Below are 16,078 nucleotides of genomic sequence, written 5' to 3'. Positions count from 1 at the left end.
CGCCTGCACCAGCTGCGCCTGCTGCCAGGGTTTCGCCAGCCGTTCACACAGCGGCAGCGTCACCGGCGTCTGGCGCAGATCCTGACCGCTGATCAACAGGGTGGCCAGTTGTGGCCACTGCTGCTGTGCCTGACGAATCACATCCGCACCGTTCAGGGCGCCCGGCAGCATCAGGTCACTGATCAGCAGATCGATATCCGGCGTCTGGCGCAGCAGCGTCAGCGCGCTCTCGCCGTCAGCACACTCCAGCGTCAGATAACCCAGCTGATGCAGATGTTCGCACAGCGTCTGGCGCACCGCCGGCTCGTCATCCAGCACCAGTATCAGGCGATCGCGGCTGGCACGCGGCGTCAGCACCGGCGCGCTCACCAGCGGCTGCGCGGCTTCCGGCGCGCGCGGCAGCAGCAGACGCACCGTGGTGCCCTGGCCCGGCGCGGTCTCCAGTTCGATCTGTCCGCCGGACTGGCGCACAAATCCGTACACCATCGACAGCCCCAGCCCGCTGCCGCTACCGGTGGCTTTGGTGGTGAAGAAGGGTTCAAACACCTGTTCCCGCACCTCGGCGGACATGCCGCAGCCGTGGTCAATCACTTCAATGGTGACGCGGTCGCGCTTGCCATCGGCCTCCTGAATCCGCTGATTCCAGATGCGCAGGCGGATCTCGCCGCTCTGGCGCTCCATGGCATCGCGCGCGTTCACCACCAGATTCATCAGGGCGTTCTCCAGCTGGCCGGCATCAATCCACGCCGGCCAGCCGGGGCGCTGCGCATCCACCACCAGATGCTGGCCGGGCAGCAGGGAGTGCTGCAACAGCGACTGCAGATTTTCCACCAGCTCCACCACCGCAACGGCACGCGGATAAAGCGCCTGTTTGCGTGAGAAGGCCAGCAGGCGCTGCGTCAGCTGTGCGGCGCGATCGGCGGCCAGCCGCGCGCGCTCAATGCGGCTGGCCAGCGTGCCGGGCGGCAGCTGATCGACGGTCAGCGCCAGGCTGCCGATGATCACCGCCAGCAAATTATTGAAATCGTGCGCCAGGCCGCCGGTCAGCTGACCGACCGCTTTCATCTTCTGGCTGTGCAGCAGTGCCGCTTCCAGCGCCTTACGCGAGGTGCGCTCCAGCACCGTGTTGACCATGCCGCGCCGCGGTACCGGGCTGAAGCGCAGTTCCAGCGTGCGGCCATCCGGCAACCTGACTTCCTGCGCGTCGTGCAGGCTGCTGAGCTGCACATCGACGCGATCGAGCAAACGCTGATAGTGCATGCCGCGATGCAGCTCGCGCGGCGCGAAGCCCAGCAGTTCGGCGTACTGCGCATTCCACACCACCAGCTGACCGCTGTTATCAAACAGCGCGAAGCCGTCGCGCATGGCGAGGAAGGTCGATTCCAGCTGGTTACTTTTCTCTTTCAGTAGCTGCGAGGTGTGCGCCAGCGAAGCGGTGTTGCGGGCGAACACGTTAAAGGCGCGCGCCAGATCGCCCAGCTCATCGCGCCGTGCCAGGCCGGGCACGCTGACGCTTTTCTCCCCCTGCGCCAGCCGCGTCATGGCGTGCGCGATGGCGGTAAGGCTGGAACCGAGATTGCGGTAGATGTAGTAACCGGCGTAACCGGTAATCAGCAGCGCCAGCAGCATAAACAGACCGATGAAACCGATGATTGAATCCAGTTCCTGGTGGGCGGTGGCGCTGCGCGCATCGCTCTGCTGCGCTACCAGCTGAACGTAGTGGGTGATGTCTTCGTTGAGCATCGCCACCAGCGCCTTGATGCGATACGTGGCGTAGGCGATGGCGATGTCACTCTGCTCCAGCTGACCGGCCACCGGCAGCAGCTGCTGGCTGGTGCTGACCAGCCGCGCGCGCTGCATCGCCAGTACGCCCTGCAGCGGCAGCGCAGACCAGATCGGCAGCACACTGTTCAGCTGTTGCACTGCAGCCTGCGGCGTGGCGGACTGAATTGCCACGGTTAACAGCGCGGCCGTCTGCTGGCGCAGCGGCAGAAACGCACCGTCGCTGGCCAGCAGGTCGATACGGTTGAGCAGCAACTGTGCCTGCCACAGGCCGCTGAGCATCACGTTACGCTGTAAATGGCGCTGATGCCCCTCCAGCAGCAGCTGGCTGATGCTTTGCTCCAGCATCTGGCTGCGCTCGCGGATGCGTGCCAGCAGCGCCGGCTGCTGTGCGGCCAGCGGTGCGCTGGCCAGCTGACTCAGCGACTGCTGCAGCGCCTGCTGGGTCTGCTGCAGTCGCGCCGATTCGCTCTGGTATTCGAGCGCGCCCACCACCTGCGCCAGCCGCACCGCGGCGATGGCGACATTGGCCGTATCACGCGCCAGCGCCAGGCTGCCGTTCATATCGGCCAGCGTTTGTGCCTGTGCCTGCTCCTGAATGTGACCGGCGTGGCGAAAACCGAAAATAGCCACCAGGCTCACCGCCAGCGTAACGCTCACCACCAGCAGGTTAAACATCAGCAGGCGCCCGCGCGCGCCGGCGTGCCAGTGCAGACTGTGACTCATTGCTGCCGCTCCTTACCGCTCAACTCCGGCGAGTATAGAAGCGCGGCCGGAGCGCAATATGACAAATATGAACGGCGTCTGACATTTTCCATTTATCTGGCGTTGCTTAACTCGCGGCTATCCACTGGCAGCAGGAGCCTGAAGATGGCGGCGACACCGATATTAGAAATGCGGGCAATTACCCGGCGCTTCGGCAGCTTCTATGCGCTGAAAGGCGTCGACCTGACCGTCTGGCCGGGTGAAGTGCACGCGCTGATGGGCGAAAACGGTGCCGGTAAAAGTACCTTAATGAAGATTCTGGCCGGCGCGTATACCGCCAGCAGCGGGGAAATTCTTATCGATGGTCAACCCTACGCCATCCGGGGCCCGAAGGAGGCGCTGGCGGCAGGGATCACCCTGATTTATCAGGAAATCAACCTGGCACCGAATCTGACGGTGGCGGAAAACATCTTTCTCGGCAGTGAAATTTCCCGTGGCGGGCTGGTGAAGCGTCGCCAGATGGCGGAAGAAGCGCAGCAGGTGATTAACCGACTTGGCGCGCAGTTCAGCGCCACCGATCTGGTGAGCCGCCTGAGCATCGCCGAGCAGCAGCAGGTGGAAATTGCCCGCGCGCTGCATCGCAACAGCCGCATCCTGGTGATGGACGAACCCACCGCTGCGCTCTCGAATCGCGAAACCGAACAGCTGTTTGCGCTGATCAAACGCCTGCGCAGCGAAGGCATGGCGATCATCTACATCAGCCACCGCATGGCAGAAGTGTATGAGCTCTCCGATCGCGTCAGCGTGCTGCGCGACGGGCAGTACGTCGGCAGCCTGACGCGCGAACAGCTGAACGCCAGCGAACTGGTGCGCATGATGGTTGGCCGTCCGCTCAGCGATCTGTTCAACAAAGATCGCGCCATTACCTTCGGCGAAATTCGCCTGGCGGTAAATCATCTGACCGCCAACCGCAAAGTGCATCCCTGCAGCCTGGCGGTGCGCGCCGGGGAGATCGTCGGACTGGCCGGACTGGTCGGTGCTGGCCGCAGCGAGCTGGCGCAGCTGATTTTTGGCGTGCATCAGCCAGCCGGCGGGGAAATCTGGATCGACGGTGAAAAAGTGCAGATTCACTCGCCGCGAGAGGCCATTGCGCGCGGCATCGGTTTCCTGACCGAAAACCGCAAAGAGCAGGGGCTGTTTCTGGAACTGGCGGCGCAGGAAAATATCGTGATGGCCACGCTTGAGCGCGATGCCAGCTACGGCCTGCTTAACCGGCGCAAAGGGCAGAAGATCGCCAGCGAGGCGATTCAGTCGCTGAATATCCGCGTGCCGCACGCCCAGGTGCGCGCTGGCGGCTTATCCGGCGGCAACCAGCAGAAACTGCTGATTTCGCGCTGGGTATCGATAGCGCCGCGCATCCTGATTCTGGATGAGCCGACGCGCGGCGTGGATGTCGGCGCCAAGAGTGAAATCTACCGCATGATGAACCAGATGGCGCAGCAGGGCGTGGCGATTTTGATGATCTCCAGCGAGCTGCCGGAAGTGGTGGGCATGAGCGACCGCGTATACGTGATGCGCGAAGGCACCATCGCCGGCGAGCTGAGCGGCGAGCAGATTAGCCAGGAAAACATAATGACACTGGCCACCGGCGCGCAGCCGGTCCAGGCCTGAGGAGACGGGAATGACCAGTGAAACCGCACGCGTAAAAAGTCCAACGCTAAAACGTGCGTTGATGAGTGACCTGCTGCAAACCGTGGGTATCTTGCCGATTCTGATCCTGATCGTGGCGGTATTTGGCTTTGTCGCCCCGAACTTTTTTACCGAAGCTAACCTGCTGAATATCACGCGTCAGGCCTCCATCAACATTGTGCTGGCGGCGGGCATGACGTTTGTCATTCTCACCGGCGGCATTGACCTGTCGGTTGGCTCAATGCTGGGTACCACGGCGGTGGTGGCGATGGTGGTGTCACTCGATCCGGCGTTTGCCGGGCTGACCATCCCGGCCGCGCTCGGAGCCGGGCTGATCATGGGGCTGTTCAACGGCATTCTGGTCGCCTGGGCGGGCCTGCCGCCGTTTATCGTCACGCTGGGCACCTATACCGCGCTGCGCGGGGCGGCCTATCTGCTGGCTAACGGCACCACGGTGATCAATTCGGACATCAACTTTGAGTGGATAGGCAACGGTTATCTCGGACCGATTCCGTGGCTGATTATCATTGCCTTTGCGGTGATTGCGCTGTGCTGGTTTATTTTGCGCCGCACCACGCTTGGCGTGCACATCTATGCGGTGGGCGGCAACATGCAGGCAGCGCGCCTGACCGGCATCAAAGTGGGTGCGGTGCTGGTGTTTGTCTACGCCATGAGCGGCCTGCTGTCCGGGCTGGGTGGCCTGATGAGCGCATCGCGCTTGTACAGCGCTAACGGCAACCTTGGCGTGGGCTATGAGCTGGACGCGATCGCCGCGGTGATTCTGGGCGGGACCAGCTTTGTCGGCGGCATTGGCACCATTACCGGCACGCTGATTGGCGCGCTGATTATCGCCACGCTGAACAACGGCATGACGCTGATGGGCGTGTCGTACTTCTGGCAGCTGGTGATTAAGGGCGGGGTGATCATCATTGCGGTGCTGATCGATAAGTACCGTACGCGGCATCACGTGGGGTGAGGGGCGGGCGCTGGCTTTGGCCCTCACCCCAACCCTCTCCCGCTTGCGGGAGAGGGGGCTGTCCGGAGAGAAGATTTAGAAAACAAGTGCTTCACCTGAACACCACGCAGAACGGTTCCCTCTCTCGCGGGCGGGAGAGGGGGCTGTCCGGAGGGAAGATTTAGAAAACAAGTGCTTCACCTGAACACCACGCAGAACGGTTCCCTCTCCCGCGGGCGGGAGAGGGCCAGGGTGAGGGCAAAGGCAATCAGGGCATAAAACCAAAAAAGCAGGAGAACATCGACTATGCGTTTTAATCCGATTATCACCGGACTGCTGGCCGCGACACTGTTCAGTGCGCCATTTGTGCAGGCCAAAGAACTGAAATCCATCGGCGTGACGGTGGGCGATCTGGCTAACCCGTTCTTCGTCCAGATCACCAAAGGGGCGGAGCTCAAGGCGCGTCAGCTGGCGGGCGATAAGGTCAACGTGACGCTGGTCTCCAGCGGCTATGATCTTGGCCAGCAGGTAGCGCAGATTGACAACTTCATTGCCGCTAAAGTGGACATGATCATCCTCAACGCCGCTGACTCCAAAGGCATCGCGCCGGCGGTGAAGCGTGCGCGTGATGCCGGCATCGTGGTGGTGGCGGTAGACGTGGCCGCGGATGGTGCCAATGCCACCATCACCTCTGACAACACCCAGGCCGGGGCCATGGCCTGTAAATACATCTCCGACCGCCTGAAAGCCAAAGGCAACGTGGTTATCATCAACGGACCACCGGTGTCAGCGGTGCAGAACCGCGTGGAAGGCTGCATGAATGAGCTGAAAACCCACCCGGATATCAAACTGCTCTCTTACAACCAGAACGCCAAAGGCAGTCGCGAAGGCGGACTGGAAGTGATGACCGGTCTGCTGTCGGCCAATCCGAAGATTGATGCCGTGTTCGCCATCAACGATCCTACCGCTATCGGTGCCGATCTGGCGGCGAAACAGGCGCAGCGTAGCGAATTCTTTATCGTCGGCGTCGATGGATCGCCAGACGGCGAAGAGGCGCTGAAGCGCAAAGGCTCGCTGTTTGTCGCGACACCTGCCCAGGATCCGCAGGTGATGGCGGCCAAAGCGGTTGAGATTGGCTATGACATCCTGCAGGGCAAGCCAGCGCCGGATAAGCCGGTGCTGATTCCGGTAACGCTGATCGATCGTAACAATGTCAGCAGCTACAAAGGCTGGACGGTGAAATAAGCCACACGGGCGTCGCGGTGCACACTGCGCGCCGCGACGCCCGCCGGAGACGCAGCTATGCAACGTTCCGAAGTTAACGCGATTTTGCAACTGACCCGTGAATTCTTTCTGCGGCAGGATGTGCATCTGCCGCCGTGGGCCGATTACGGTCTCAGCCAGTGGCGCGCGCTGGACACCTCAGCCGCTGCCGAACTGCTGGCGCTGCACCTCGGCTGGGATGTCACCAGTTTTGGTGCCGATGATTTCAGCCAGACCGGCCTGACGCTGTTTACCCTGCGCAACGGTTCACGCGGCGGACAGCCGTGGAGCAAACCGTATGCGGAGAAGATCATGCACGTGCGCGAAGGGCAGGTGACGCCGATGCATTATCATCCGCAAAAAATGGAAGACATTATCAACCGCGGCGGTGGCAACCTGATTGTCACGCTACACAATCGCGACGGCGATCGGCTGGCGGATTCGCCGGTACAGGTCACGCTGGATGGCATCTGCCAGACCCATGCCGCCGGTTCCCAACTGCGGCTGTCACCGGGCGAGAGCGTCACGTTACTGCCCGGTGTCTGGCATAGCTTCTGGGGCGAAACCGGCTACGGCGATGTGCTGGTGGGCGAAGTCTCCATGCCCAATGACGATGAGCACGACAACGTCTTTCTTACCCCGCTGGCGCGCTTTAATCCGATTGATGAGGATGAAGCGCCGCGCTGGCTGCTGTGTAACGAATATCACCGCTGGCTGGCATAACAGGAGTGTTCCATGGCACTGATCTCTCTGGCGCAGGGCCTCGCCCATGCGCAGCAGCACGGTTACGCGCTCGGCGCGTTCAACGTTCTCGATACCCACTTTCTGCGCGCGCTGTTCCATGCGGCGGAGCAGCAGCGTTCGCCGTTTATCATCAACATTGCCGAGGTGCATTTTAAATACGTCAGCCTGGAACCGCTGATCGCCGCTGTCCGTGCCGAAGCGGCGCTGCACGCCATCCCGGTGGTGCTCAACCTCGATCACGGCCTGCATTTTGATGCGGTGATGCAGGCGATTCGCCTCGGCTTCACCTCGGTAATGTTCGATGGTTCAACCCTGAGCTATGACGAGAATATTCGCCAGACGCGGGAAGTAGTGAAGATGTGCCACGCGCTGGGCATTTCGGTCGAGGCTGAGCTGGGCGCCGTGGGCGGCGATGAGGGTGGCGCGCTGTTTGGCGAAGCGGACAGCAATAAATTCACCGACCCGGCGCTGGCGGCGGAATTTGTCCAGGCAACCGGCATCGACTGCCTCGCCGTGGCCATCGGCAACGCGCACGGCAAATACAAAGGCGAGCCAAAGCTGGATTTTGACCGTCTGGCGGCGATTCGCGCAGCGGCCGGCATTCCGCTGGTGCTGCACGGTGGTTCCGGCATCAGCGACGCCGATTTCCGTCGCGCCATCAGCCTCGGCATCCACAAAATCAACTTCTACACCGGTATGTCGCAGGCGGCGCTCGGGGCGATTGAAACGCAAATCACCCAGCGCGACGCGCGCTACGACTCGTTCGCCGAACTGTTAATGGCGGTTGAACGCGACATCGCCAGCGTTGTGGCCCAGCAGATGCAGGTGTTTGGCAGCGCCGGGAGGGCCTGACATGGCAGCACGCAACGGCATTCTGGCGGCGGGTAACATGCTGGTGGATCACGTGCAGCGCATCAGCCACTGGCCAGAACAGGGCTGGCTGGCCGAGATTAACCATAGCGAGAAATGCAGCGGCGGTGCGGCGCTGAATGTGCTGTTTACCCTGGCGCGCATGCAGGTCGGTCTGCCGCTGGCCGCCGTGGGGATGCTGGGCGAGGACAGCGACGGCGATTACCTGCTGCAGCTGCTGGATGAACATCATGTGGATCGTCAGCACGTACAGCGCACCGGTGCGGTAGCCACGGCAATGACGCAGGTGATGACCGCGCCGGACGGTCAGCGCACCTTTTTTCATGCGCGCGGGGCCAATGCGCAGCTCGATGTGGCGCACTTCGCTCACCTCGCCACCGCGCACCGCATCTTCCACCTCGGCTATCTGCTGTTACTGGATAAGCTCGACCAGCCCGATGCGCAGTACGGTACCCGCAGTGCCCGGCTGCTGGCGGAGATGCAGCAGCGCGGCTATCTCACCTCGCTCGATCTGGTTTCGCGCGCCGGCGAGTATCAGGCGCTGGTGAAGCCGGCACTGCGCTGGCTCGATTATCTGGTGATTAACGAACTGGAAGCGCAGGCGCTCACCGGCATCGAGCTGCGCAGCAGTGGCACGCTGGCGTCACCGGCGGCTTTTGCTGCGGCGGCACGCTGGCTGCTGGCGCAGGGCGTGCGCCAGCGCGTGGTAATTCATGCACCGGAAGGCGCCTGGGGCCAGCAGTCAGCGGGCGACGGCCTGTGGCAGCCCGCCTGGTGCTTAGCGGCAGAGGAGATTGTCGGCAGCGTTGGGGCGGGCGACGCCTTCTGCGCCGGCGTGCTGTATGCCAGCCATCAGAACTACAGCCTGCAGCAGACGTTAAAGCTGGCCCATACCTGCGCCAGCTTTAATCTGCATGCGGCCAACGCGCTGGACGGCATCCGGCCACTAAGCGAGATGCAGCGCTGGATGGATCAGGCGATTTGCGTTTCGCGCGCCGCGGCGGACGGGCGCATCACATCGGCGGAAAAAACATAGCCCAGTCCGCGAATGGTGCGGATCAGGATCGGCTGATGCGGATTAGCCTCGATTTTGCGTCTGAGGCGCATGATCAGCACATCAATGGTGCGATCGAACACGTCGAGGCTCTCGCTGTGGGTCAGCTCCAGCAGCTGGTCGCGCGTCAGGACCTTACGCGCGTGGCCGACCAGCGCGCGCAGCAGGCTGTATTCGCCCTGGGTGAGCGGTACGCTTTCACGCTGCGGATTAAACAGCTGACAACGCACATCATCCAGCCGCCAGCCATTGAACTGCCAGCCCTCATCAATCACCGTTTCCGGCTGCGCCAGTCGCCCGCAGCGGCGTAGCGCCGCACGGGCCCGCGCCACCACCACGCGGGGATTAAAGGGTTTGGCGATATAGTCGTCGGCGCCCATCTCCAGCCCAACCACCATATCGGCTTCCGATCCCATGCCGGTCAGCATGATCACCAGCAGCTCAGGGCGCTGACGCTGCATCTGCTGTAATACCAGCAGGCCGTTGGTATCGGGCAGCATCATATCCAGCATCACCAGGGAGATTTCCGGATGCTGCGCCAGTAGCGCCAGGGCGTCGCGCCCCTGATGACAGCTATAAACGGTAAACACATGTTCGCTCAGCACATCGTGCAGCAATTCGCAGATGGCACGATCATCATCAACGACCAGAATCGCGGGCTTCATTGCACTGCCTCTTTTGTTGCGAAAGGGTTAAACGCAGTGTAACCCGGCGTTTTTAAGCTGCTGAAACGCGCAGCAGAAACGTGAGCGCCATCGCCTGGCAGAGTGTGAAAGCGTGCGTTACCGCAATATTTCAACCCTGGCTGCGCATGGCGGGAAAACGTTTGCGCGCAGGTGGTGCAATGCACCATAATCGCGCCTCGTTCTGGTTCAGAATTTTCTTAGCCGCAACGGCACGCTGAAACGGAAACGATTGCGTCAGGGAGTGGCATAGCAATTGCTATGTGGACAGGGGATAGCACACGACGTTCTGCTGCCAGCGGTGGCAAAACGTCGGCATAAAAAAATAATTTTCCTCACTTTTTCCGCGTCAGCTTAGCCACCACGCGCGGAATAGCGGGAAAACGCCTTGGCAAGAGAGAGCAGGCCTGCGGGCCGTCTCCGCTGATGAGAGATGATGATGTTAGAAAAACTTTTTAAGTTAAAAGCTCACCACACCACGGTGCGCACCGAAATCATTGCCGGTATCACGACCTTTCTGGCAATGGCCTACATCCTGTTTGTGAACCCCAGCATCCTCGGGGCGACCGGTATGGATAAAGGCTCGGTGTTTGTTGCCACCTGTCTGGCCGCGGCCATCGGTTCGATTCTTATGGGCCTGATCGCTAACTATCCGATCGCGCTGGCACCGGGCATGGGCCTGAACGCCTTCTTCACCTACACCGTGGTGCTGCATATGGGCTACGCCTGGCAGATCGCGCTGGGTGCGGTGTTCCTTTCGGCGGTGATCTTCTTTGCGCTGTCGATTTTTAAAATTCGCGAATGGATTATTGCCAGCATTCCGCTGCCGCTGCGTGCCGGGATTGCGGCAGGCATTGGCCTGTTCCTCGCACTGATTGCGCTGGAAGGAGCGGGCATCGTGGTGGATAACCCGGCTACGCTGGTCGGTCTGGGCGACCTGACCAAACCGGGTCCGCTGCTGGCGCTGCTTGGCTTCTTTATCATTGTGGTGCTGGAAGCGCGTCGCGTGACCGGAGCCGTGCTGATCGGCATTCTGGTCGTTACCTTTATCTCGATGGGCATTGGCCTGACGCCGTTCGCAGGCGTGTTCTCTGCGCCGCCGTCAATTGCGCCGACCTTTATGCAGCTGGATATCGCCGGCGCGTTCAACGTTGGCCTGGTGAGCGTGATCTTTGCGTTCCTGTTTGTCGACGTGTTTGATAACACCGGCACGCTGCTGGGCGTGACGAAACGCGCCGGTCTGGCCGATGAGCAGGGCAACGTGCCGAAAATGGGCCGTGCGCTGATCGCCGATAGCGCCGCTGCACTGTTCGGTTCACTGCTGGGTACCTCAACCACCACCAGCTATGTGGAGTCCGCTGCGGGCGTCAGCGCCGGTGGCCGTACCGGTCTGACGGCGATTGTGGTCGCCATTCTGTTCCTGCTCAGCCTGTTCTTCTCGCCACTGGCGGGTAGCGTGCCGGTCTACGCCACGGCGCCAGCGCTGCTGTTCGTCGCGGTGCTGATGGCTTCCGGTCTGGCAGAAATTGACTGGAAAGATGTCACCACGGCTGCACCGGTCACCGTGACCGCGCTGACCATGCCGCTGACTTACTCAATCGCCAACGGTATCGCCTTTGGTTTTATTACCTGGACGGTGGTGAAACTGCTGAGTGGCCGCACCAAAGAGGTCAATGCGGCGCTGGTGATTCTGTCGATTCTGTTTGTGATTAAACTCGGCTGGCTGAGTGCCTGATGCTGTGTAACGGAAGCCCGCCCGGGCTTCCGTGTAAGTTGTTACATTTGCGCAATGATTGTTTGCGTGATGTCTCGCAATTCCTGCCCGTCGCCACTTTTCTCTTTCAGGCCTGTTGTTTACTGTCTCTCCGTAAATTCTGCCATGCGCAAATTTTTTGCCTGCAGTGGCGGGATCGTGGAATGTTTAATCGCTGCCGCTCTGCTTAAATAGCGGTGGAGTGAGGCGATGACACAAGGTTGCTGAAGAAGGACAAGATAATGGATTATCCCGTTTGCACGCTGCCGCATCGGTTGCCGCCTCGCCTTCTGGCGTTAAGAAATCAGGGAGCACCGCTAATGGTACGATTAACCCAACACGTAGAACAGCTGGCGAATACCACCCAGCTGTTACAGCAGGATGTCGCGGTCCTGACCGCGCGTTTTGAAAACCTTGCCACCAGAGCGGACGTGGAACGCGTGCGTACCGAACAGGGGCTGATGTGCAATCAACTGATGAATGAGATCGGTCAGGTGGAGAAATGCATCGATAAAAAGTTCGAACGGTTAAATGACAGACTGATCTGGACCCTCATGTTGCCGGCTATCCTCGCCGTACTGGCATGGTTGGTAAAAGTGGCGGTGCTGAAAATTTAAGGTTGCCAGCAGAAATCCGGCCCGTCCATGGGCCGGAACAGCGGATTTAGCGGAAGGGCGGTTCGTTAAAGGTGCGTAGTTTCCTGGAGTGCAGTTTGTCACCCTCGGCGCGCAGCAGCTCAACGGCGCAGATGCCAATCTGCAGATGTTCCGAGATCGCGCCCTCATAGAAACGGTTGGCCTGGCCGGGCAGCTTGATTTCACCGTGCAGCGGTTTATCCGAGACGCACAGTAGGGTGCCGTACGGTACGCGGAAACGATAGCCCTGTGCGGCAATGGTGGCGCTCTCCATATCCACCGCCACCGCGCGGCTCAGGTTGAAGCGTAACGCAGATGCGGAGTAGCGCAGCTCCCAGTTGCGGTCGTCTGTGGTGACGACCGTACCGGTACGCAGGCGCTGCTTCACCTCTTCGCCGGGCATACCGCTGACCGCTTTGGTGGCGTCGTACAGGGCACGCTGCACCTCCGCGATGCTCGGGATCGGGATATCCGGTGGTAATACGCTGTCCAGCACGTGGTCGTCACGCAGATAGGCATGCGCCAGCACGTAATCGCCGATGCTCTGGCTTTCACGCAGGCCACCGCAGTGACCAATCATCAGCCACGCATGTGGGCGCACCACCGCGAGGTGGTCGCAGATGGTTTTGGCGTTCGACGGACCGACGCCAATATTCACCAGCGTGATGCCGCGACGATTGGGCGAGGTTAAATGCCAGGCGGGCATCTGATGCTTCTTCCACGCCAGATCCGACATCATCGCCGTTGGGTCCTGCGTCTCCGCCGTAATCACCACATCGCCGGCGCAGGCGAGACTGTCGTACGGCGTGCTGGGGTCCTGCACCTGCTCAATCGCCCAGCGCACGAACTCATCGACGTAGCGCGTGTAGTTGGTGAACAGCACAAACGGCTGGAAGTGTTCTACCGCGGTGCCGGTGTAGTGACGCAGGCGCGCCAGGGAGAAATCGGTGCGCAGCGCGTCGAAATGCGACAGCGGGAACAGCGCGTCGGCGTTGAACAGGCCATCAGCGGTTTCATCGCCAATCTGCGATAGTTCGGTCGTCGGGAAATGGCGCGCAATACTGGCGCTCATGGAGCGGTCCAGAGACAGGTCGGAGCCATCAATCACATAGGGATAAGGGATTTCCTGCTGTGACGGGCCCACCTCAATCAGCACGTCGTACTCTTTTTCGATCATCTGCAGCTGTTCGCTGAGATAGTGACGCAGCAACGCCGGGCGCGTGATGGTGGTGCTGTAGCGGCCGGTGTGGGTAAAACGTCCCCAGGCGCGGGTGCGATTTTGCTGCGGGCCTTCACCCTGCCAGGTGATGCGCAGCTCCGGATAGACAAACAGCCCCTGCTGGCGCAGTCCGGCGTCCGGCAGTGTGCCGCTGGCAGTGAACGTGCGAATGGCGTTGCGCAGCGCTTCAACCGCGTCGTCATACAGACGCTCCAGTTGATCCAGCGCCTGTTCGGTGGTCAATCCGTTCCGTTGCGTATTCATAGATTCTCCTTCAGCAATTTGGACCGATTTGACCAGAGCATAGCGGATAAACCTCTCATCACGATGAAGAATCTGTGATCGACCGCATTCTGCACCATCACGGTGCTGGTAGGCGGCAAAAGGCTGGCTATGTTTATCAGGTGCAGGGAGGCCACATCGCACGTTTTCCGCCCGGCTGCGATGCCGCTGCAAAAAAATTGTCACCGATTGTCTTCTCTGGCGAGCTTTTTGCTTAAATTTCAACCGTGGTCGCGCTGACCACACTGCTCTCGAAGTGTTTCAGATTGATTTCTCCCAGGCCGTGGTATGGCTCCGTTCCTGACCCGTTGAGGATTGAAAGCATGTCTTTGAAATTCATAAAACACCCATTGAAGGTGGTGATGGCAGGTTGTTTAAGCATGGCGTTCTACGCGCAGGCTGACATAAAGATTGGCGTGGCCGGTCCGTTTACCGGACCGAATGCTACGTACGGTACACAATACTGGAAGGGCGCCAGCCAGGCCGCGGCGGACATTAACGCGGCGGGCGGCATAAACGGTGAAAAAATTGTGCTGGTGCAGGGTGATGACGCCTGCGAACCCAAGCAGGCGGTGGCCGTTGCTAACCGGCTGGTGGATCAGGACAAAGTGATGGCGGTGGTGGGCCATTTCTGCTCATCCTCGACCATGCCAGCCTCAGAGGTGTATGACGAGGCGGGCGTACTGGCGATTACGCCTGGTTCAACCAATCCACAAATCACCGAGCGCGGCATGAAAACCCTGTTCCGCATGTGCGGGCGTGATGACCAGCAGGGGACAATTGCCGCTAACTATATTCTCGATACGCTGAAAGCGAAGAAAGTGGCGGTGATCCACGATAAAGATACTTACGGTCAGGGGCTGGCGGATGCCACCAAAGCGGCGCTGGAGAAACGCGGCGTCAAAGAGGTGCTGTATGAGGGGCTGTCGCGCGGTGAAAAAGACTTCAACGCGCTGGTCACCAAAATCGGCGCGGTGAAACCGGATGTGGTCTATTTCGGTGGCTGCCATCCGGAGGCGGGTCCGCTGGTGCGGCAGATGCGCGAGCAGGGCGTCAATGCGGCTTTCTTCTCCGGCGACTGCATCGTGACGGAAGAACTGGTGACTGCCGCCGGCGGTCCGCAGTTCACTAAAGGCGTGTACATGACCTTCGGCAATGACCCGCGCACCATCGCGGATGGCAAAGCGGTGATTGAAAAATTCCGCGCCAGCGGTTTTGAGCCGGAGGGGTATACGCTGTACGCCTACGCCTCCATTCAGGCTCTGGCCGCCGCCTACAAAGCGGCAGGTAAAGACAATGCCAAAGCCAGCGACTGGCTGAAGGCCAACAGCGTTGACACCGTGATGGGCAAGAAGGCGTGGGACGAAAAAGGCGACCTGAAAGTCTCGGATTACGTGGTCTATCAGTGGGATGACAAAGGCAAATATCACCAGCTGTAATTCGCTCTGCGGCCCCGCGCGCAGCGGGGCCGTTCGCATCTGAGCGTGACCTGTGCACGCCTTCCACCTGCGAGAGACAATATGGACGCCTTTTTTATACAGCAGCTGATTAACGGCCTGACGCTGGGCGCGGTCTACGGGCTGATCGCCATCGGCTACACCATGGTTTACGGCATTATCGGCATGATCAACTTCGCCCACGGCGAGGTGTACATGATCTCTGCTTATCTGTGTGCGATCGGGCTGGCGCTGCTCAGCTACTTTGGCATTCACTCCTTTCCACTGCTGATCTTTGGCACGCTGTTGTTCACCATCGTGGTCACCGCCGCTTACGGCTGGGCCATTGAGCGCATTGCCTATCGTCCGCTGCGCAATTCCACGCGGCTGGCACCGCTGATCTCTGCCATTGGTATGTCGCTGATTCTGCAAAACTATGTGCAGCTCAGTCAGGGACCGAATCAGCAGGGCATTCCCACCTTGCTCAGTGGCGTGCTGCGTATGGAGATCGACGGCGGCGTGGTGCAAATCACCTGGACCAAAGTGTTTATCCTGGTGGCGGCGCTGTGCGGGATGGCGCTGCTGACCTGGATTATCCAGTACACCAAACTGGGCCGTATCTGCCGTGCGGTCCAGCAGGATCGGCGCATGGCGTCGATTCTCGGTATCAATACCGACCGGGTGATTTCGCTGGTGTTTGTCATCGGCGCGGCGATGGCCGGGCTGGCCGGGGTGCTGGTTACCATGAATTACGGCACGTTTGATTTCTACGCCGGCTTCATTATCGGCATCAAAGCCTTCACCGCGGCGGTGCTGGGGGGCATCGGTTCGCTGCCCGGCGCGATGCTGGGCGGTTTGCTGCTGGGCGTGGCCGAGGCGCAGTTCGCCGGGCTGGTGAACTCCGATTACAAAGATGTGTTCTCATTTTCGCTGCTGGTGGTGATTTTAATCTTCCGTCCGCAGGGACTGCTGGGCCGGCCGCTGGTCGCCAAAGTGTGAGGAAGCCAG

Annotated in this window: 14 protein-coding genes; 11 read left to right on the top strand and 3 right to left on the bottom strand. The window is 60.5% G+C overall.

Going from position 1 to position 16,078, the window contains the following annotated elements; translation table 11 throughout:
• On the bottom strand, nucleotides 1–2,508 hold a 2,508-nt coding region (locus CBW22_RS12560; protein ID WP_088516820.1), incomplete at its 3' end, for an ATP-binding protein.
• Nucleotides 2,509–2,652: 144 nt separating this feature from the next.
• On the opposite strand from CBW22_RS12560, the gene CBW22_RS12555 reads away from it, so the two are divergent.
• The 6 genes from CBW22_RS12555 (at nucleotide 2,653) to CBW22_RS12530 (ending at nucleotide 9,044) form a co-directional block, all read left to right on the top strand.
• A complete protein-coding gene (locus CBW22_RS12555) occupies nucleotides 2,653–4,158 on the top strand; it encodes a sugar ABC transporter ATP-binding protein (RefSeq protein ID WP_088516819.1) in 1,506 nt (501 codons plus the stop codon).
• Nucleotides 4,159–4,168: 10 nt separating this feature from the next.
• Nucleotides 4,169–5,152, top strand: coding sequence for an ABC transporter permease subunit (locus CBW22_RS12550; protein WP_021509811.1), 984 nt, complete (start codon nucleotides 4,169–4,171; stop codon nucleotides 5,150–5,152).
• Nucleotides 5,153–5,437: 285 nt separating this feature from the next.
• Nucleotides 5,438–6,376, top strand: coding sequence for an ABC transporter substrate-binding protein (locus CBW22_RS12545; protein ID WP_058757358.1), 939 nt, complete (start codon nucleotides 5,438–5,440; stop codon nucleotides 6,374–6,376).
• Nucleotides 6,377–6,433: 57 nt separating this feature from the next.
• Nucleotides 6,434–7,117, top strand: a complete 684-nt coding sequence (locus CBW22_RS12540) for a D-lyxose/D-mannose isomerase (protein WP_088516818.1) — start codon at nucleotides 6,434–6,436, stop codon at nucleotides 7,115–7,117.
• A 12-nt stretch (nucleotides 7,118–7,129) separates the two neighbouring features.
• On the top strand, nucleotides 7,130–7,990 hold the full coding sequence (locus tag CBW22_RS12535; protein ID WP_088516817.1) for a ketose 1,6-bisphosphate aldolase: 861 nt from the start codon (nucleotides 7,130–7,132) through the stop codon (nucleotides 7,988–7,990).
• Nucleotide 7,991: 1 nt separating this feature from the next.
• The gene (locus tag CBW22_RS12530; protein ID WP_059012353.1) at nucleotides 7,992–9,044 is read left to right on the top strand and encodes a carbohydrate kinase family protein; all 1,053 of its coding nucleotides are present in this window, start codon (nucleotides 7,992–7,994) and stop codon (nucleotides 9,042–9,044) included.
• Here CBW22_RS12530 and CBW22_RS12525 read toward each other — a convergent pair.
• Nucleotides 8,981–9,727 carry a response regulator gene (locus CBW22_RS12525; protein WP_021509816.1) on the bottom strand — a complete coding sequence of 249 codons (747 nt, stop codon included), beginning with the start codon at nucleotides 9,725–9,727 and terminating at the stop codon, nucleotides 8,981–8,983. The two genes, CBW22_RS12530 and CBW22_RS12525, sit on opposite strands and share 64 nt — an antisense overlap.
• Nucleotides 9,728–10,181: 454 nt before the next feature.
• Between CBW22_RS12525 and CBW22_RS12520 the strand changes: the two genes are divergently transcribed.
• Nucleotides 10,182–11,480 (top strand): NCS2 family permease, encoded by a 1,299-nt coding sequence (locus CBW22_RS12520; protein ID WP_217899524.1) that lies wholly within the window; start codon nucleotides 10,182–10,184, stop codon nucleotides 11,478–11,480.
• Between the two features lie 338 nt (nucleotides 11,481–11,818).
• Nucleotides 11,819–12,115, top strand: coding sequence for a hypothetical protein (locus CBW22_RS12515; protein ID WP_088516816.1), 297 nt, complete (start codon nucleotides 11,819–11,821; stop codon nucleotides 12,113–12,115).
• A 46-nt stretch (nucleotides 12,116–12,161) separates the two neighbouring features.
• On the opposite strand, the gene CBW22_RS12510 is transcribed toward CBW22_RS12515, so the two are convergent.
• Nucleotides 12,162–13,616: an AMP nucleosidase gene (locus CBW22_RS12510; RefSeq protein WP_021509819.1), complete on the bottom strand. Its 1,455-nt coding sequence runs from the start codon at nucleotides 13,614–13,616 to the stop codon at nucleotides 12,162–12,164.
• A 74-nt stretch (nucleotides 13,617–13,690) separates the two neighbouring features.
• Between CBW22_RS12510 and CBW22_RS26305 the strand changes: the two genes are divergently transcribed.
• The 3 genes from CBW22_RS26305 to CBW22_RS12500 all read left to right on the top strand — a co-directional run bounded on the left by CBW22_RS26305 (nucleotide 13,691) and on the right by CBW22_RS12500 (nucleotide 16,069).
• Complete coding sequence (locus CBW22_RS26305; RefSeq protein WP_155519940.1) at nucleotides 13,691–13,852, top strand: hypothetical protein; 162 nt, start codon at nucleotides 13,691–13,693, stop codon at nucleotides 13,850–13,852.
• A gap of 162 nt (nucleotides 13,853–14,014) precedes the next feature.
• Complete coding sequence (locus CBW22_RS12505; RefSeq protein ID WP_021509821.1) at nucleotides 14,015–15,073, top strand: branched-chain amino acid ABC transporter substrate-binding protein; 1,059 nt, start codon at nucleotides 14,015–14,017, stop codon at nucleotides 15,071–15,073.
• An 81-nt stretch (nucleotides 15,074–15,154) separates the two neighbouring features.
• Nucleotides 15,155–16,069, top strand: a complete 915-nt coding sequence (locus CBW22_RS12500; RefSeq protein ID WP_021509822.1) for an ABC transporter permease subunit — start codon at nucleotides 15,155–15,157, stop codon at nucleotides 16,067–16,069.
• Nucleotides 16,070–16,078: the final 9 nt, after the last annotated feature.

This window comes from Pantoea sp. VS1 (assembly GCF_002207995.1).
Lineage (GTDB): Bacteria > Pseudomonadota > Gammaproteobacteria > Enterobacterales > Enterobacteriaceae > Pantoea > Pantoea dispersa.
Note: the sequence above shows the minus strand (reverse complement) of the source record. Positions and strands in the feature narration are given on the sequence as shown.